17 protein-coding genes are annotated in these 16,182 nt (G+C 60.2%); 13 read left to right on the forward strand and 4 right to left on the reverse strand.

The window, feature by feature from the left end; translation table 11 throughout:
* Nucleotides 1-213: 213 nt before the first annotated feature.
* The 7 genes from H2LOC_RS01285 (at nt 214) to H2LOC_RS01315 (ending at nt 9,082) form a co-directional block, all read left to right on the forward strand.
* Complete coding sequence (locus H2LOC_RS01285; protein WP_154331535.1) at nt 214-840, forward strand: sugar transferase; 627 nt, start codon at nt 214-216, stop codon at nt 838-840.
* A gap of 93 nt (nt 841-933) precedes the next feature.
* Nucleotides 934-2,307, forward strand: coding sequence for a lipopolysaccharide biosynthesis protein (locus H2LOC_RS01290; RefSeq protein ID WP_136494742.1), 1,374 nt, complete (start codon nt 934-936; stop codon nt 2,305-2,307).
* Nucleotides 2,304-3,656: an O-antigen ligase family protein gene (locus H2LOC_RS01295; RefSeq protein WP_136494743.1), complete on the forward strand. Its 1,353-nt coding sequence runs from the start codon at nt 2,304-2,306 to the stop codon at nt 3,654-3,656. The genes H2LOC_RS01290 and H2LOC_RS01295 overlap by 4 nt, the downstream gene beginning before the upstream one ends.
* 155 nt (nt 3,657-3,811) lie before the next feature.
* On the forward strand, nt 3,812-4,960 hold the full coding sequence (locus H2LOC_RS01300) for a polysaccharide biosynthesis/export family protein (RefSeq protein ID WP_136494744.1): 1,149 nt from the start codon (nt 3,812-3,814) through the stop codon (nt 4,958-4,960).
* A gap of 408 nt (nt 4,961-5,368) precedes the next feature.
* Nucleotides 5,369-6,583: an efflux RND transporter periplasmic adaptor subunit gene (locus H2LOC_RS01305; protein ID WP_136494745.1), complete on the forward strand. Its 1,215-nt coding sequence runs from the start codon at nt 5,369-5,371 to the stop codon at nt 6,581-6,583.
* Between the two features lie 20 nt (nt 6,584-6,603).
* On the forward strand, nt 6,604-8,718 hold the full coding sequence (locus H2LOC_RS01310; protein WP_136494746.1) for an ABC transporter permease: 2,115 nt from the start codon (nt 6,604-6,606) through the stop codon (nt 8,716-8,718).
* 7 nt (nt 8,719-8,725) lie between these two features.
* Nucleotides 8,726-9,082 (forward strand): hypothetical protein, encoded by a 357-nt coding sequence (locus H2LOC_RS01315; RefSeq protein ID WP_136494747.1) that lies wholly within the window; start codon nt 8,726-8,728, stop codon nt 9,080-9,082.
* 287 nt (nt 9,083-9,369) lie between these two features.
* Here H2LOC_RS01315 and H2LOC_RS01320 read toward each other — a convergent pair whose 3' ends face one another.
* Together H2LOC_RS01320 and H2LOC_RS01325 are read right to left on the reverse strand one after the other, a co-directional pair.
* Nucleotides 9,370-10,476 carry a right-handed parallel beta-helix repeat-containing protein gene (locus H2LOC_RS01320; RefSeq protein WP_136494748.1) on the reverse strand — a complete coding sequence of 369 codons (1,107 nt, stop codon included), beginning with the start codon at nt 10,474-10,476 and terminating at the stop codon, nt 9,370-9,372.
* Nucleotides 10,477-10,740: 264 nt separating this feature from the next.
* Nucleotides 10,741-11,751, reverse strand: a complete 1,011-nt coding sequence (locus tag H2LOC_RS01325) for a ribonuclease Z (protein WP_136494749.1) — start codon at nt 11,749-11,751, stop codon at nt 10,741-10,743.
* Nucleotides 11,752-11,865: 114 nt separating this feature from the next.
* Here H2LOC_RS01325 and H2LOC_RS01330 point away from each other — a divergent pair, with 114 nt between their 5' ends.
* Nucleotides 11,866-12,195 carry a c-type cytochrome gene (locus H2LOC_RS01330; RefSeq protein WP_136494750.1) on the forward strand — a complete coding sequence of 110 codons (330 nt, stop codon included), beginning with the start codon at nt 11,866-11,868 and terminating at the stop codon, nt 12,193-12,195.
* Between the two features lie 106 nt (nt 12,196-12,301).
* Here H2LOC_RS01330 and H2LOC_RS01335 read toward each other — a convergent pair whose 3' ends face one another.
* Nucleotides 12,302-12,703: a DUF3775 domain-containing protein gene (locus H2LOC_RS01335; protein ID WP_136494751.1), complete on the reverse strand. Its 402-nt coding sequence runs from the start codon at nt 12,701-12,703 to the stop codon at nt 12,302-12,304.
* A 275-nt stretch (nt 12,704-12,978) separates the two neighbouring features.
* Here H2LOC_RS01335 and H2LOC_RS01340 point away from each other — a divergent pair, with 275 nt between their 5' ends.
* From H2LOC_RS01340 to H2LOC_RS01355, 4 genes are all read left to right on the forward strand, one after another.
* Nucleotides 12,979-13,302 carry a DUF883 family protein gene (locus tag H2LOC_RS01340; protein ID WP_136494752.1) on the forward strand — a complete coding sequence of 108 codons (324 nt, stop codon included), beginning with the start codon at nt 12,979-12,981 and terminating at the stop codon, nt 13,300-13,302.
* Nucleotides 13,303-13,457: 155 nt separating this feature from the next.
* Nucleotides 13,458-13,898, forward strand: a complete 441-nt coding sequence (locus H2LOC_RS01345; RefSeq protein WP_136494753.1) for a hypothetical protein — start codon at nt 13,458-13,460, stop codon at nt 13,896-13,898.
* A 40-nt stretch (nt 13,899-13,938) separates the two neighbouring features.
* On the forward strand, nt 13,939-14,121 hold the full coding sequence (locus tag H2LOC_RS21445) for a hypothetical protein (RefSeq protein WP_136494754.1): 183 nt from the start codon (nt 13,939-13,941) through the stop codon (nt 14,119-14,121).
* A gap of 2 nt (nt 14,122-14,123) precedes the next feature.
* Nucleotides 14,124-14,669, forward strand: coding sequence for a histidine phosphatase family protein (locus H2LOC_RS01355; RefSeq protein WP_136494755.1), 546 nt, complete (start codon nt 14,124-14,126; stop codon nt 14,667-14,669).
* Nucleotides 14,670-15,099: 430 nt separating this feature from the next.
* Here the strand turns inward: H2LOC_RS01355 and H2LOC_RS01360 are convergent, their stop codons facing one another.
* Nucleotides 15,100-15,261: a hypothetical protein gene (locus H2LOC_RS01360; protein ID WP_154331536.1), complete on the reverse strand. Its 162-nt coding sequence runs from the start codon at nt 15,259-15,261 to the stop codon at nt 15,100-15,102.
* A 430-nt stretch (nt 15,262-15,691) separates the two neighbouring features.
* Here H2LOC_RS01360 and H2LOC_RS01365 point away from each other — a divergent pair, with 430 nt between their 5' ends.
* Nucleotides 15,692-16,081, forward strand: a complete 390-nt coding sequence (locus H2LOC_RS01365) for a PRC-barrel domain-containing protein (RefSeq protein ID WP_136494756.1) — start codon at nt 15,692-15,694, stop codon at nt 16,079-16,081.
* Nucleotides 16,082-16,182 lie beyond the last annotated feature (101 nt).

Consider the following 16,182-nt stretch of genomic DNA (forward strand, 5'->3'; position numbering starts at 1 on the left):
CGCCAATCTGGCTACTTCGGAAAGCAGCCGAGGCGCTCAGGAGGTAGCGCGCCATGGGACTAAAAATCCGGCGCCCTTAGGAATATGAAGGGAGTGACACGGTCTGCGTCGATCGGGAGACAGCGTATGCCGCCTGGAAAGAATGATGCCGTTTTGAGAAAGGCTTTCGTCGCATTTGCAAGCCATGGCGATCAATCAAAATACAGGACGGACATGGCGGATTCGTCGAGGATATTGGCAACTCGGAGCGTGAGCGTTGGAGAAACCAAACGAGCATTCGATGTCGCATTGGCGACGCTTCTTCTGGCGTTGTCGGCGCCGCTTCTGCTCGTGGTCGCCGTCGCCATCAAGCTCGACAGCCATGGTCCCGTATTGTTCACGCAACGTCGACGCGGGCTGAACGGCGAGCCTTTCTTCATATTCAAATTTAGAACCATGAAAGTTCTGGAAGATGGTCCTGTTGTGCGGCAGGCCACGCGAAACGACCCTCGCGTGACTCGCCTCGGACGCATTCTGCGAAGAAGCAGCATGGACGAACTGCCGCAGCTCCTGAATGTGATAAGGGGCGAAATGTCCCTCGTCGGGCCACGGCCCCATGCGCTGGCTCACGATGAAATTTACGGAAAGATCGTAGAAAACTACCATGTGAGATACGGCGTTCTGCCCGGCATAACCGGTTGGGCTCAGGTCAACGGCCTGCGAGGCGAAACCCGCACCGTAGAGGAAATGTCCGAGCGGGTGAGGTTGGACGTGGAATATATCGAAAGGCGGTGCATTTCGATGGATATATGGATCCTGCTGCAAACGCCCCTGCGGGCTTTTCACAAGATGGCGTATTGATCGGCGGGTTGACGGACATTGCTTGGGAACTATTGAAACGGGCGCAGCGGGGGAGTGACGAATGTCGCAAGTGGATAGCCGGCGAGATCGCGCGTGAGTATCCTTGTTCCCAACTCGCGCGTCGAACCCAGGCGAAAAAACGGCTTCGGCCTTTTGAAATCCGTTCGTGAACTGCAGGGTCGCGCCTTGGCCTCGATCACGGCGAGAAGCGCCACTCTACCGTTTCGCATCGTCTCGACTATGGCGGAACAGGCGCTGTTCGCAGGAACGAACTTCATCGCGACTGCGCTCATGGTGCGCTGGATGTCCTTGCAGGAGTTCGGCGCCTACAGCTTCGCATTTTCGATTTACCTGCTCGTTTGCGCGGTATTCGAGTCGTTTCTGGCGGAGCCGATAACCATTATCGGCGCAGCCAAATACGGCGACGACGCCGGAGAATATACGCGTGTGGTTCTTAAATTGTTCGCGGGCGCGGGAGGCGGCCTGTTTGCGTTGCTGACGATCGTGTATTTCGCGAGCGAACAATCGATATTTTCGGGCGCCATGCTCGGGCTCGCGCTTTCCGCGCCTTTCATGCTGCTCAGAGCTTTCACGCAGCAGCTGTGCAACACCCGCGGCTTGAACGGACTTTTTCTCTTCGCGGGAATTGGATATGCGTTTCTGGCTCCGCTGGCGCTCGCGATGTTTCACTGGGCCGGCGCGCTGACCCCGCTTTCCTGCTTTTTATCTCTCGGGCTTGGCACGGCGGCGCCATGCATCTTGATCATAGCGCTGCGGCTCTGCCCCAGGGAGGAGAAGCGCCAGGGCCGGCGCATTTTCCGTTGCGTCGTCACCGATCACTTGCATTATGGGCGCTGGGCCAGTCTTTCACAATTTGTGCAGTGGCTGGGCAACAACTTCTTTGTGACCTTGGGGCCAATCCTGATCGGTCTGGACGCAACCGCCGGCGTTCGCGCTTTGACGAACCTGTGCATGCCGGTTTTCGTGGCCCAGGCGGCGGTGCTGTGGACCTTCGCTCCGCGTCTTTCACGCTACGCCTTTGCTGGAAGCGAAGCGAAATACCGGAGGCTCTACACGCTGCTGTGTCTTTGCGCCGGTTGCTTGATCATCGGCTATCTGTCTCTTGTGATCCCTTTCGGGGCTGACGCAATTCATCACGTGTATCGCGGCGCTTTCGACGAAATGGCGTCGCCGTCAGTTATTGCGATGCTGGCGGCGGGACCAGCGCTCGCCACAGCGAATAGCCTCGTCGAACTGCATCTTCGGGTTACCGGCCGGATCCGGTTCATTCTGATGAGCAAGAGCCTCTGGCTGATCGCGACGGTCGGACTTGGTTCGATCGCCTGTTGGGCGTTCGGTTTCCTCGGCGCATTCCTCGGGGGTGTCCTGTCGACGTCTATCCTGTTTGCCGGAAACGCCTGGATCGCTTTCAAATTCGCGAACGAAAACAAGGGTGTTGGGCAATGAACAAATATGCTGTGCCTCTCATCATGGCCGGGAATATTTTGTTCAGCTGGTCCTTCAGCCAGATCAGACTGCCGCCTGGGGGTGGAGCGCCGCTCAGCGAGGCGGTTCTGGCGCTGTGTTTTCTCACCTTCAGCACGAGAGCCGTTCTCGAGGAAATGGGCGAGGTGATATGTTTGGCGCCGTTCATTCTGTGGTGGGTCTTTTGTATCGGGTGGGCCGCGCTCGGCATTTCCGACTATGGTCTTTGGGCTTTGCGGGATGCGAGCCAGGCTATCGATTCGCTTTATCTGATCGTCGGATTCAATTACGCGCGAAACGATCAGGATCTGAATCGTCTCGTGAAGTGGGCGCCCTGGCTGGTGGGTCTGGCCGCGGTCAATACGCTTGTCGGATATACGTTCAGAACGGAAATCGCGAAATTTTCCCCGACGATCACGACCGAGCACGGCGAGGCGACGCCGATTTTCGGCTCTTTCGATCTCGGCGTGACGGTCCTGATCTGGGCCGCCACTTATCTTGTCATCACGGCGCCGGAAAACAAAAGCTCGCTGGGGCGAATGGCCGTCGCGGGGGGGCTGGTTTCCTATGCGATCGTAATGTTTCAGACCCGGACGGGCTATCTGCAGCTCTTGTCGATGCTTCTGTTGTTCTTGTTCGTTCGAAGAAAAGCCGGACTGCAGCTGCTGTCCTTCCTTCCCATGCTGCTTTTGGTCGTCGCCGTTCTGGGATTGGCGGGCGCCAAAATATCGGGTCGCCTCGGCAACGAGATTTCGATGGATTTCTTTGTGGGTCATCTGGGCGCGATTTTTGGCAGCGCGGATCGGAACAGCGAGGCGGTTACTGCGGCCGCTTCCGGCGTGGACCAGCGTCTGCAATGGTGGACTCTGATCTACGAGAAGGTGACGTCGGATCCATGGTCGTTTCTGACTGGCCTCGGCTACGGCTTCCCTCTGGTTCCCTTCACCAACAGCCAAGGGATACAGGTCAGGGAGCCGCATAATTCGATCATTTCGGTGTTCGCCAGGTCGGGCTTGATCGGGCTGTTCGCGTTCGTCTGGATGCATATCGAGCTGTTCGTGAATTCGTTCAGATCCTATTATGCGGCGCGTGTCCTGACGTTCTCGCGCGAGTGGCAGGATATGGTGTTGTGGTTGATCGCCTTTCACATCCTTCTCCTCGCCGGCGCCGGAGGGGAGGATGTCATGGAGAAGCCTTTCCACGCCGTGCCTTATTATTTTCTGTGGGGCGTGCTTTTGAACTTGAGTTATCGGCTGCTTCCGGTCAGCGACCCAGATAGCGAATCTCCAATCGACGATTCACTCGGTCCCTGCGCCCGCAATTCCGCGTAAAACCTCGTTTCAACTTCGGCCTGCGCGGCAGATACGTATTGTTACGTAGTGTTGGAGGGTGTAGTAGCGTGTAAGAGTATATTCGAATCAGTTTTACAGGCGTCTGCTGCAGCTTCGCAGGGGTTCGTGTGAAAGGCATTCCGGGATTGAAAATAATGCGAAACTGGCTTGTCCTGGCGGCGACCGCGCTGAGCCTTTCCGGCTGTCTCACCCCGTCATCCGGTCCGCAAGCGACGATGATATATGAGCATGCGACCGACGGTTCAGGGCGCCTCTCCTATGAACTCATCGAGATCGACACCTCCATTCTGGATCTTTTTCGGATGCGGACGCAACCGACGCTCGTCGGCCGGTTCGGGAACGAGAGGGTAGGGCCGACCGACGTAAAGCTCGGCGTAGGCGATCTGATCGGCATGTCGATTTTCGAAGCTTCCGCCGGCGGATTGTTCACTCCGGCCTCGACGGACACCCTTCGGCAAGGCAATTATGTAGCCCTGCCTCAGCAAGTGGTGGATAACGACGGCACTCTGAGCGTTCCATTCGCAGGCAGGATTGCCGTCGCCGGCAAATCCTCCAAGCAGGTCGAGGCTGAAGCCGTCAACCGGCTGAAGGATCGGGCCATCGAGCCGCAGGTGCTCATAAGTCTCATCGAATCCCGCTCCAGCCTGTATTCGGTTTTTGGGGATGTTCATGCGCCCAACCGTTTTCCGGTCAATTGGGCGGGTGAACGGATAACGGCGGGCATCGCTCGTGCGGGCGGCCCTGTTTTCCCGGATTACGAAGAGTCGGTCACGCTCAGCCGCTCAGGGAAAACGGCGACGGTGATGCTGGACGCCATCGTGCGCAATCCCCGCGAGGACATTTATCTCCGTCCCGGGGATTCGATTTATCTTCGGCATGAGCCGCGTTTCTTCACGGCGCTCGGGGCCGCGGGAAGAAGCGGTCAATATCCCATCGACGTTCCGAGGCTGACCCTGGCCGAAGCGGTTGGTCGCGCCCAGGGCCTGCTGGACACCCAGGCCGACCCCACAGGGGTATTTGTGCTCAGGTGGGAAGACCCGCGAATCCTGGAGCGGATGGGGCGCGACATAAGCGCCTACGGGACCAAGCGAATCCCGACCATCTATCATATCGACCTTCAAAACCCGAAACTTCTGCTCGCCTCGCAGCAGATCGACGTTTTGGACAAGGACGTGGTCTATGTCACCAATGCCCCGACAGTCGAATTCATGAAAAGCCTGGTGGTGTTGAACGAACTTTCGAGCATCTATCTCAATATTTCGGCGATCAAACCGTGGTTCTGACGCGCCTTTGTGCGCGAGCGGAACGGTTTGAGGCATAATAACAAATCAAAATTTCATATAGTTATAGCGGTAGAGCCAGTTGACTCTCTCGGCGATGCCCCAGGCGCCCGCCAACTCCGGCCAGTCTTGGCGGTCTGGTCCTCGGACGCCATAAAACACGGCGGATCCGCCGGTTTAATCCGGGTTGCGTCGGGAAATCCTTTACCTTCCCACCATCGCAACGCGCTCCATCCCCAATCGGAGGATACCGATAAATCTAGCTCAAATTCCCTTGGATCGTGCAATTTTTCATCGGCTTGGGTTGACGGCGGGGCTTTTGCGTCTGGACTCCGATCGAAAGCGGCGCCAACCTGCAAAGCCTTTATTGCAGCGGCGCGTCCCGGGATGGACGAAGGGAAGGCGAGAGTCATGAGCGAACCCCTCTTGCTGCAGCCAAAGCCTGCGGCCGAGGGCGCGCCTGTGGACGCGAAAGTCTCTTCACGGCAACGTAACAGGGGATTCGGGTCTATTGCGGTTGCGGGGCTGATCTTGCTCTGCGGCGGGATCGCCCTGTATTGGTCGATCGACAGGAAAAGTCACATCGGCTTCGTGACGAAGAGAATATCCCGCGGGCCGGTCGTGCGGACGGTGACGACCAGCGGCACGGTCAATCCGATCATCACCGTGCAGGTCGGCGCCTATGTTTCCGGCGTCGTTCAGGCGCGCTATTGCGACTACAATACCGAAGTCAAGAAAGGACAGATCTGCGCCAAGATCGATCCGCGCCCCTACCAGGCAGTGGTCGATCAGACGCGCGCCAATCTCGGCGTAGCGAAGGCGCAGCTCGTCAAGGACAAGGCGAATCTCGCCTATACCAGGGTCGCCTTGGAGCGCAATCAGAAGCTCGTCGTGACCAAGGCGGTCTCGCAGGACGTCCGCGACCAGTCGCAAAGCGCCTATGATCAGGCCGTAGCGCAGGTGGGCCTCGACGAGGCGACCATCGCCCTCCAGGAGGCCAATCTTCGCGCAGCCGAGATCAACCTCGGTTACACCGACATCATCGCACCGGTCGACGGCACGGTTGTCACGCGAGCGGTCGAGATGGGCCAGACCGTCGCCGCAAGTTTCCAGACGCCGACGCTGTTCCTCGTCGGCACGGATCTGACGATCATGCAGGTAGACGCCAACGTCTCCGAGAGCGACGTGGGCGCGATCAGGACGGGCGACAAGGCTAGCTTTACGGTGGAGTCTTTTCCCAACCGAACATTCGCCGGAGAGGTGATCCAGGTGCGCCAATCGCCGCAGACCATCCAGAACGTCGTCACCTATGACGTGGTGGTCAGCGCGCCGAATAAAGACCACGCGCTGAAGCCCGGCATGACGGCGACGACCCGGATCGTCATCGACGAGCGCGCCGACGCGCTGCGTGCGCCCGATCAAGCCTTCCGATACGCCCCCAAAGGCTCGGCGATCGAGGCGCCGAAGGAGGGATCGGCGAAGCTATGGGTGCTGCGAGACGGCGCGCCGCAAGCCGTAATCGTTACGCTCGGGCTGGACGACGACGTCAATACCGAAATCTTGGCGGGCGAAGCGCACGAGGGCGACGAGGCTATCATTGGTGAAGAACGCCGCCCCTCTCCCTGAGCGAGGCTGGATGGGAATCTATGGTCGACCTGGTGATCGATGTGCGTAATCTCACGCGGACGTTCGCAGTCGGCGATGTCCAGGTGCGTGCATTGCGGGGCGTCGATCTCGCGATCGAGCGAGGCGAGTTCGTCGCGATCATGGGCTCGTCCGGCTCGGGTAAGTCGACGCTGATGGCCATTCTGGGTTGCCTCGATCCTCCAACCGGCGGCCGTTACTACCTCGAAGGGGTGGACGTCGCCGGCCTGAACGAGCCGCAACTCGCTAAATTGCGCGGCGAGCGCCTGGGGTTCGTCTTTCAAAGCTTTAATTTGCTCGCGCGCACGAGCGCGATCGAGAATGTCGCGTTGCCCTTGTTCTACTCCGAGCGCGTGAGCGAGAGGCGCGACAGAATGGAGAAGGCGCGCGCAGCTCTGAAATTGCTCGGTCTTGCTGAGCGCGAGAACAACACGCCCGCTCAGCTTTCCGGCGGCCAGCAGCAGCGCGTTGCGATCGCGCGCGCGCTCATCAACGGCCCGAGCGTGTTGTTCGCCGACGAACCGACCGGCAATCTCGACACCAGGACTTCACACGAAATCATGGAAACCCTGGCGTCGCTCAATCGCGACCAAGGCGTCACGATCATCGTGGTCACGCATGAGCAGGACATAGCGGAATTCGCCGGCCGCATCATCACCATGCGCGATGGTCTCATTGTCAGCGACGTCAGGCGAGAAGCGCCGGCTTCCTCGCAGCTCCCTGCGTCCGCCGAGGCGAAAGGGAGTTCGGCGGCAGCCGCGATCTTCCATCCGACCAGCGCCGTCTCGGCGCGCCTCCCTCGCGTTTCGACCTTCGCCTTCGCCTCGATGATCGTCTCGGCTGCGGTTGCGGCCATCGCCCGCAACAAGCTGCGCTCTGCGCTGACCATGCTCGGCGTGTTCATTGGCGTTGCGGCGCTGATCGCGATGGTGGCGGTCGGCGACGGCGCCAATGCCGCCGTGCGCAAGCAAATCGAAAGTCTCGGCACCAATCTGGCGGTGGTGCTGCCCGGCGCCGTCCTTACCGGCGGCGCGCGCGTCGGTTTTGGCAGCGCCTCGACCCTGACCGTAGCCGATGCGCAGGCGATCCGTCGCGAGGCTGCGACCGTGTCGCTCGTCGCCTATCTCATGCGGCAGATGGGACAGGTGCAGCTCGGCGCCCAGAACTGGACGACGAACATCCAGGCCGTGTCTGTCAATTACCCGCCGGTGACCAATTGGAGCATAGCCGCGGGACGCGGCGTCACCCCGGAGGACGAGCGGCGCGCCGCCCTCGTCGTCGTGATCGGCCAGACGGTCTACAAGCAGCTCTTCACCCACGGCGAGGACCCGCTCGGCGCGATGATCCTCGTGAAGGGCTTCCCGCTGCGTGTGGTGGGCCTGCTCGCAGCCAAGGGGCAGAGCATGTGGGGACAGGATCAGGACGATCTCGTCATGATTCCGTTCAAGACCGGCGAACAGAAAGTGCTCGGCGTCGCGAGTCCCAATCAGGCGACCAACCTCACGGCGCTCTATCCGCTGCCCCCAAACCCTTTCAACCTTCAGCCGCGACTGGCGGGCTACGTCAATTCAATCTATGTGCAGGCCGCGGCCCAGGACAAGATCAAGACGGCGATCGACGAAATCAACCAGATCCTCATGCGCCGCCATCGCATCAAGCCCACCGACGTCAAGGATTTCGACATCCGTAACCTGAGCCAGATCGCCGAGACCGCCGAAGGCTCGAGCCGGATCATGGCCGTCCTGCTCGCGATCGTCGCCTCGATCTCGCTCGTCGTCGGCGGCATCGGCATCATGAACATACTGCTCGTCTCGGTGACGGAACGCACGCGCGAGATCGGGCTGCGCATGGCGGTCGGGGCGCGGCGTCTTCACGTGCTGGCGCAGTTTCTCGCCGAAGCGGTCCTGATCAGCGTTTCCGGCGGCGTCGCCGGCATTCTCGCCGGAATCACGATCTCCGAAGCTATCGCGCTGTTCTCGCGATGGTCGTCGCCCGTGTCCTTTGCCGCCATCGCCATCGGCTTCGCATTTTCAGCCGCCGTCGGCATATTCTTCGGCTATTACCCGGCGCGCAAAGCTGCGCGCCTCGATCCGATCCAAGCGCTGCGCTACGAATGAGGCTCACATGATCCAGCGGCTGTCACTATTGCTTGCATCTCTGCTGAGCGTCGCAGGAGCCGCCGCGGCGCAGGAACGAACCGAAGAGTTGGCGGCTTCGGGGCGCAAACTCGCTTTGAGCGTTTGCGGAAATTGTCACGTCGTTGAGAAGGGACAGAAGCCCCCGATCTTGAAGCCTCCGGCCCCGGCTTTCGCGTCGCTTGTCGCGCGGGGAGGCTTCGATGAGCAAAAGCTGCGGAATTTCCTTTCCAGCCCTCACGCAAATTATGGACGATGGCGGAAGATGCCCAACCCCCGGCTCGCGGACTTCGAGGTGGACGAGATAGTGGTCTACTTCAACGAGATGAAGGCGCGGGCGCGTTAGAGCATGTTCCCAAAAAGTGCGAAGCGGTTTTTGGAAAAGAACATGCTCCGTCGATGAGATTTGGAGCGTTCGACTGCGTTTGAACCGAGCGCGCGTTAGAGCATGTTCCCAAAAAGTGCGAAGCGGTTTTTGGAAAAGAACATGCTTTGTCGATGAGATTTGGAGCGTTCGACTGCGTTTGAACCCAACGCACTCTAGCTTTCGCCGGCGGCGCCTGGAGCCGCGGGGCCAGGGCCAACTATACATAAAAGGAGGCCGGGCGTGAGATGCGCCCGGCCTCGTCTCGCTTAATTGGCGGCCGTCGAAAGGGGCGCTCCCAGCGTGGGCGATCCAAACGGAATGGGGAGGTTCGGGTCGGAGGTGTTGCCGACGACGATCTCGTCCGTCCTGCCGAAGGTGTTGATTTGGGCGCTTGGTCCCCAGGCGTTGTTGATGACGTTGTTGTAGGAGATATTGTCCCTCGTCATATAGCCGATGATGCCCATCGCGAAGCCGTCCATATAGTTATATTTGGCGGCTGCGCCGGCGCCGGAGATCTCGATGCCGATGCCGGTGGAAACTTTCCCTTGCGCGTAATTGTCCAGGACTCGCGTGCCGGTTCCGGTGGTCACGATGGAGTAGGCGATCGTATTTCCGTCGGCCACCGGATTCACCCATTTGGTGAAATTATTGCCCTGCACCAGGAGATTGGTGGTTTCGTTGGTTCCGCCCTGTCCCTGGATTTCAATGCCCATTCGCGAGATGCCGCTGGCCTTGTTATAGGACACGACGATGTTGGCGCCCTGGTCCGCTCCCGAATTGACCATGGATATGGGTTGGAAGACGTTGGTGATGGTGTTGTGGGTGATCGTCACGCTGTCCGCGTAATAGCCGAACAGCGCCGAACCCCATTGCGTCGGGATGTCGCTCACGGTGTTCCCCGATATGACCGAGTTTTTGAGGATGACCCAGCGCAGCCCGTTTTTCTTGAAGGTGCAGTTCATGACCGAGATGTGGTTGGAGCCGTTCGTCGACGTAAAGGTGTCGCCGATCAGTTCCACTGCGCCGTGGCTGGTGTCGACGCCGGTTCCGACGAAGTTGAGAGCGCTCAATGATATGTCGTGGCTGTCCGACGGATTGAGCTGGAAAATCGGCACAGAGTCGGCCGTATCGTGCAGGACGGCTCCCGCGACGCCCTGTAGGGAAACCCCTGATTTGAGCGTCACGCCGGAGAGATAATAGTTTCCCGCGTTGAACTGGACGATATCGCCCGTCGCCGATGCGTTGATCGCTTTCTGCACGGCGGTGGTGTCGTTCCCGCTGGGAGACACCGCTCTCGTCGTCGCGTTTGCGGGAATTGCGGAGAGGCAAAGGATCACACAGGCGGTAGCCGCTCCGGGTTGATGAAATGACATGAATGCTCCTTGGGTTGGGTTGTTGAAACGCCAGCCACCCACGCTTCGGTTAACGCCAGGCTCACGAGCATACAAGTTATTGACAAATAATGATTTTATGATAAGGCTAAGTCTGCCTCGGGAGCAGACGCGCAGAGCGGATTCCGCTTGTTGGCCTTTAAACCGGATCAACAAGGTGGAAAGATGGCGGCGCCCGAAATGGTGCGATCTTCGCGTCGAGCGCTCGCGAGGAAGTCCGATATTTCCGACATGGCGTCATCTGGATCAGTCTCCTCGAAAAGCCTGTTGAGCCTGCTCATCGAGGGCGGCTGCATGTGGCCTGTATCTCGGCGAGTAGTGAAAGGTGACGACGCGCTTTGCTCCTGCGAGGCGCGCAATGGTCCCTGCCTGCCATGCGGTGAGGTGGCGCCGCGCGGCGGCGATCTCTGCGTCGGACTGGAGGAAGGTCGCCTCGATGAAAAGAATGTCGGCATTTTCCGCGAGGCGGACAATCGTCTCGATGTTGGCGTCGGTATAGGCGCAGTCGGTGACATAGACGAGTTTTCCACCGGCTCCCATTCTCATGATGGACTGCCTGAGTTCGCCGAGGGGCAGGGTCGCCGGCGCTCCTGTCGCGCTCTCGCGCCATGAAACATCGATCTGCGTGTCGTCCGGCGCGCCGCGGATTACCGCTTCCTTGAAAGTCCCGAGCCAGGGGCCGATCGCCAATCCCATTGCCTCCGCTTTGTTTCTCCAAATATTGACGTGAGCGCGCTCCTGCACCGCGAAAGCGAGTACGGGCATGCCATGGTCGAGCGTCGCAGCCTTTACGAGGACATCGGGCTCCTTCAGAATTACGCCGTCATGGCGGCGTTCGGCCTGCCGGCTCTCTCTTGCAAATTCGCGGCTTCCGGCGAAGCGCGCTGCGCCGGCGACGCCCGATGAATTGATTTCCATGACGCAGAAAGCGAGCTGTCCCTCACTGCCGCCGATGAGATTCCAATTGTAGGCGCGCAGCTTGTGTTCCACGGCGTCGATGACGCCCTCCGGCCCGAACAGGTTGATGGTCCTGTCCCGGCCGAGCAGGCGCCGGAGCAGGCAGTCGAATCCGATGAAATGGTCCATGTGCCGATGGGTGATGAAAATGTCTCCGACGCGTAAGAGTTTCCGCGTTGAAAGCGATGAAATTTCACCAAGATCGAACAGCATGGCGCGTCGCTGGAAAACGAGGTCCACATATAATCCGGGATCTTCGAAGGGGGCGTTTACGAGACGGGCGTCGAAATGACGGGGCATGTGCGCACTCTCGGCCGGGCGCCTGTGTTTTTTGCTTTTTCCCGGCGTGAGCCGGCCGTTTCTGGACGTCGCTTCAGGGTAAGTATAGCATCTCGGACAACCCAGGAGGCAAAGATGAAGGCGATAGGCTCATCTGTCGGCGGTCTCTTCCTTTCGTTCATCGTTGCGGCCTCGGCCGGCGCGCAGACGGTCGATCCGGCGGCGGGACAAAGGCTGGCTGAGGCCGACTGCGCCGCCTGTCACCAGGTCAAGCCCGGCTCCCCGCCGAAGAATCCGGCGAGCAAGGCCCCGAGCTTCACGGCTGTCAGCCGAATGCCCTCGACGACCGCGCTTTCAATAAAAGTGTTTTTGCGGACTTCTCACGCCAATATGCCGAATATCGTCCTCACACCCGAGGAGATCGACTCCGTCGCGGCTTATATTCTGAGCCTTTCGGGCAAATAATCCTGCGGCGACATCGAGGGTCGCGTGAGGCGATCCCTCGCGCGCGGATTTCCCACAGCCGTCGCGTGCATTACGGCAGCCGCAAGGTTTCGCGGCGCCGGCCCGCTCATTGCCGGTCGGCGGCGTAGCCTTCGCAACTTTCGTCGAATTCCGCCAGGCCGCCCTCCAGGAAAGAGGCGAGCAAGGGTATGCCCAGCAGATAGGCTGCGGTCGGTCCCTGTCGTCTCTGGCGGGCCTGAGCTACCGCGTCGTCCCATTCCGCCGCAGTAAAATCTCCGCGCCCGACCCAGGCCAGGGCGACCAGCTCGCATTGCTCGTCCTCGTCCATCGCCTCGATGAATTCGCTGATTTCGCGGTGCACCGAAGGATAGGCTTCTTCGGTAAGGACGCTGACGAATTTGTCGTCGGAAGCATCGGACGCGTCGGCGTGAATTCCTTCGTCCTCGGATTCCAGCTCGCGCGCCTTGACGATCACGTAACATACTTTGGCGGTGTTGATGTCCGGCATGGTCCGCCCCCTGCTAACCGCGCTTTCCAGGTTCAACGAGCGTGAAGCGCCGCTCGAACCAATATAGACGCATCGCATGCCAAAGGCGATGCCCGCTTCGCGCACGCAGTCCGATCGATAGTCCGAGGATTAGAGGCGGCTGCGAGAAGCGCTCCGCCCAAACGACGCGAGCGAGGGCGGAGCGCGGCGCATTGTCTCCGCCATGTCCATGCCGTCACGAAACTTTCTCAAGCATCCGGCGTTTCCCCTGCGCCATTCAACCTCGGAGCAGAACCATGGGCTCATACAGGAAGGCGATAAAGGACGATCTGCAGGCCCTTCGCGACGACATCGGCAAATTGGCCGACACCTTGACCGGCATGGTGACCGACAAGGGCGGCGAGGTCGGCGACGACGTGAGAGAGCGCATCGACAATATCCGGGAGCGCCTCGACGGAGCGATGTCTCAGGCTTCCGAAAAGGGCGGACAGCTGGTGAGCGCGGCCCAGGTCGGCGCCCTGCGCGAGACCCTGGAAAGTTCGGTGAGAGAATATCCGCTGACCATGCTCGCGGTGGCGGCGGGCGTCGGAGCCGCGGTCGCCGCTCAATTGCGGCGCTAGAGCGATCCGATTTCAGCAGGCGCGCAAGCGCATTTCGCAAAAGTTGCGAGGCTTTTGCGATAAAAATGCGCTCCGGTCTTATGAGCAGGCGCGAATTCTTTTCGATCGGACGAAGCCGTCCGATCGGAGATCGCGCAAATGCAGGCGGGCGGCAAGTGTTCGAGTCCCTGATCCACAGCGTGAAGCAATCGTTTGGCGAAGCCTTCGCGGCGATTGTCATTGGATGCGTCGTTGGTGTGCTGGGGGTGACGGCCTTCGGGCTTTTGACTTTCGCGGCTTACCAATGGGGACAGTGGCTGGCCGGCCCCGTCGTCTCCGCCGGCGCGCTCAGCGCCATATATCTGGCGCTGGCGCTTGCGATCTGGTTGGTGTGGCGTTCGAGGCGCGATGCGCAGCGAGAGCTGCAGGCTTCTTCCTTCCGGTCCTCGGCCGAGGCGCTGCCCCGCTTCCTGCCCGATCAGCGCATCCTTGCGCTGGCGGCCGGCCTGAAAGAACTGGGGCGCTTCACGAAATCGCCGAAGCTGGCGCCGGGTTTGATGCTGGCCGCGCTCCTGATTTTGCTGCTGCAGCGATCCTCCAGGTCCAAGGGAAGGTAAAACCGGGGGCGTTTGGCGCGGGGGCTTGCGGAGCATCCTCATGAACACTGAAAAAGCCCCCGCGTCCGGCCGTTTTGCGCAGGCCGGCGAAGCCGCCGCGCGTGAGCATCGCGAATTGCAAAAGCACGTCGAGGAAATCGCTCCCGCCTTCGTGTTTCTGGCGGCGCCGGCCTGCTCGAGCTACATCACGGGCGAGATCCTGCCGATCGTCGGGGGCTACTGAAAATGCCTCCCCGCAAGATCATGATCATCCGTCACGGCGAAAAGCCGCTCGCCGGAGAGCGTGGGGTCGATCGGTTCGGAGAGCAAAGCGAATTCTCGCTGAGCGTGCGGGGATGGCAGCGCGCCGGCGCGCTCGCGCGGTTCTTTGCGCCGCTGCACGACCGTTTCGCGCATGATCTCATCGCGCGTCCGGGAGCGATCGTCGCCGCCGGCGTCGGAGAGGACAGCCAGAGCAGGCGGCACATCGAAACCGCGGGGCCGCTGTCAGCGCTGCTCGGCGTCGCGGTGGAGGACTGCTTTCTCAAACACCAGACGTCGCAAGCAGCCGAATATGTTCTCGGCCTTTCCGGCGTGGCGCTCATGGTCTGGGAGCACAAGAAGATCGCGGAACTCGTCGAAGTCCTTACCGGCGGAGCGGTGAAGCCGCATCCCTGGCCGGAAAACAGATTCGATATCGTGCTCATTCTCGACGATGTGGATGGCGAATGGCGCTTTTCTCAGATTCCCGAACTTCTGTTGGCGGGCGATCTGGAGGGCGGTCTGGATTAGAGCTTGCTCCGAAAAAGCTGCGAAGCGGTTTTTGGAAAAAGAACCTGATTGAGCAAAATCCTAAAACATGTTCGACCGTGGCTGCACCGAAGGCGCCAGACGGATTCTCCTCCATTTGCGGTGGAAAATGAGCCGCGTCGCGCCCGGCGCGCGGCGATCTTCGACAGGGAATCCGAACGCGCAGCGAATGTCTATCGCCTCGTCCTCTCTGGAAGCCTCGATCAGCCTTAAGTACAAACCCCAGCATTATGAAGCGCTTGTCGTAAAACATCTTTCGCCTATCTACATTTCACGAAAGCTTATTTGGTCTTTGAAGCTGCGGAGACGGGAAGAGAGCAGGATAATCGGCGATCGGCCAGAGCGTTTTCCGGCCGGATGGAACCATCCGGTCGATAAGAAATCGCTCGAGACGAGAGATTGGAGCGCATGCTCAATAGTAGAGCTCCGGATCGCCATTGCCGCCACGACTGTCGCCCGACGACGAAAAGCAGCAAAGGAGACGAGCGATCGGCGCGAAGGTGGCGACGAGCCTTTTCGCCCCGACGATTCCCGCGATAGAGAGGCGAAAATGCCAACCGATCTCGACACCCACCGCGCTCCGCGTCCGGAGCCACGGCCGAAGCTCGAACTGCCTCCGATCGTCCGGGACTATCTGGAGAATGTGAGGGGCGCCCCGGAAATGAACCGCGGCCTCGGATTACCTCGATTCCCTATGGGGGCAGGCGAGCGATTTCGCCAAGCGCAACGGCGTCGATTGTCCGGTGCACAAGGAGGAAGTGGATGCGCTTCGCGACCTCATCGAGCGTCAGGGCGACTATGTGCCGCCGCGCGGGACTTTCCCCCCGCCGAGAACCGGCTGGCGCGGATGGCGTCACTGAGCGGGGGGAGCTGCGACCGCAGCCCGTTGCGAATGATGAAACATCGGCCCCCGGCGTGGAACGCGCCGACTCCTCGGGCGTTGTCGGGGACAAGAGAGCGGGGCTGGATTTACAAACGCTCCGCTCCGGCAAAAGGAGGCCAGAATGGCTACCGCAAATCCGACCTTCAACCTGATCTCGAGCGAAGACGTCGAGGGCACGAAGGTGTTTGATCCCGCAGGGAACGACATCGGCGAAGTCAGCCACCTGATGATCGACAAAGTATCCGGAAACGTGCGCTACGCGATCATGAGTTTTGGAGGCTTCCTCGGGCTCGGCCGCAGCGAGTATCCGCTGCCGTGGGGCACGCTGAAATACGACCCGGGCCGTGAAGGCTATATAACCTCCGTGACCGAGCAGCAGCTCCGCGACGCGCCCGAATTCGGCGAGGAGGACTGGAAGGACCGCGACTGGGAAACGCGGTGGCACCAGCACTTCCAGACCAGGCCCTATTGGGAGGAAGGCTCGAGGTCGGAAAGCCAGATGAAGCCTTGAGGCTTCTTGGTCTGAAACACGACCGAGGCTGGTGCGCGGCGCCAGCCTCGGTATTGATGTGTGCAATCTTTGTAGGACTTCCGCAGTATCATGCTTTGCCG

Source organism: Methylocystis heyeri (assembly GCF_004802635.2).
GTDB classification, from domain to species: domain Bacteria; phylum Pseudomonadota; class Alphaproteobacteria; order Rhizobiales; family Beijerinckiaceae; genus Methylocystis; species Methylocystis heyeri.

Excerpts from the sequence above, each read along its gene's own strand:
- H2LOC_RS01305 (WP_136494745.1), top strand. The coding sequence starts at position 5,369 with ATGAGCGAACCCCTCTTGCTGCAGCCAAAGCCTGCGGCCGAGGGCGCG.
- H2LOC_RS01315 (WP_136494747.1), top strand. The coding sequence starts at position 8,726 with ATGATCCAGCGGCTGTCACTATTGCTTGCATCTCTGCTGAGCGTCGCA.
- H2LOC_RS01310 (WP_136494746.1), top strand. The coding sequence starts at position 6,604 with ATGGTCGACCTGGTGATCGATGTGCGTAATCTCACGCGGACGTTCGCA.
- H2LOC_RS21445 (WP_136494754.1), top strand. The coding sequence starts at position 13,939 with ATGAACACTGAAAAAGCCCCCGCGTCCGGCCGTTTTGCGCAGGCCGGC.
- H2LOC_RS01325 (WP_136494749.1), bottom strand. The coding sequence starts at position 11,751 with ATGCCCCGTCATTTCGACGCCCGTCTCGTAAACGCCCCCTTCGAAGAT.
- H2LOC_RS01335 (WP_136494751.1), bottom strand. The coding sequence starts at position 12,703 with ATGCCGGACATCAACACCGCCAAAGTATGTTACGTGATCGTCAAGGCG.
- H2LOC_RS01295 (WP_136494743.1), top strand. The coding sequence starts at position 2,304 with ATGAACAAATATGCTGTGCCTCTCATCATGGCCGGGAATATTTTGTTC.
- H2LOC_RS01330 (WP_136494750.1), top strand. The coding sequence starts at position 11,866 with ATGAAGGCGATAGGCTCATCTGTCGGCGGTCTCTTCCTTTCGTTCATC.
- H2LOC_RS01365 (WP_136494756.1), top strand. The coding sequence starts at position 15,692 with ATGGCTACCGCAAATCCGACCTTCAACCTGATCTCGAGCGAAGACGTC.
- H2LOC_RS01355 (WP_136494755.1), top strand. The coding sequence starts at position 14,124 with ATGCCTCCCCGCAAGATCATGATCATCCGTCACGGCGAAAAGCCGCTC.
- H2LOC_RS01340 (WP_136494752.1), top strand. The coding sequence starts at position 12,979 with ATGGGCTCATACAGGAAGGCGATAAAGGACGATCTGCAGGCCCTTCGC.
- H2LOC_RS01320 (WP_136494748.1), bottom strand. The coding sequence starts at position 10,476 with ATGTCATTTCATCAACCCGGAGCGGCTACCGCCTGTGTGATCCTTTGC.
- H2LOC_RS01300 (WP_136494744.1), top strand. The coding sequence starts at position 3,812 with ATGCGAAACTGGCTTGTCCTGGCGGCGACCGCGCTGAGCCTTTCCGGC.
- H2LOC_RS01285 (WP_154331535.1), top strand. The coding sequence starts at position 214 with ATGGCGGATTCGTCGAGGATATTGGCAACTCGGAGCGTGAGCGTTGGA.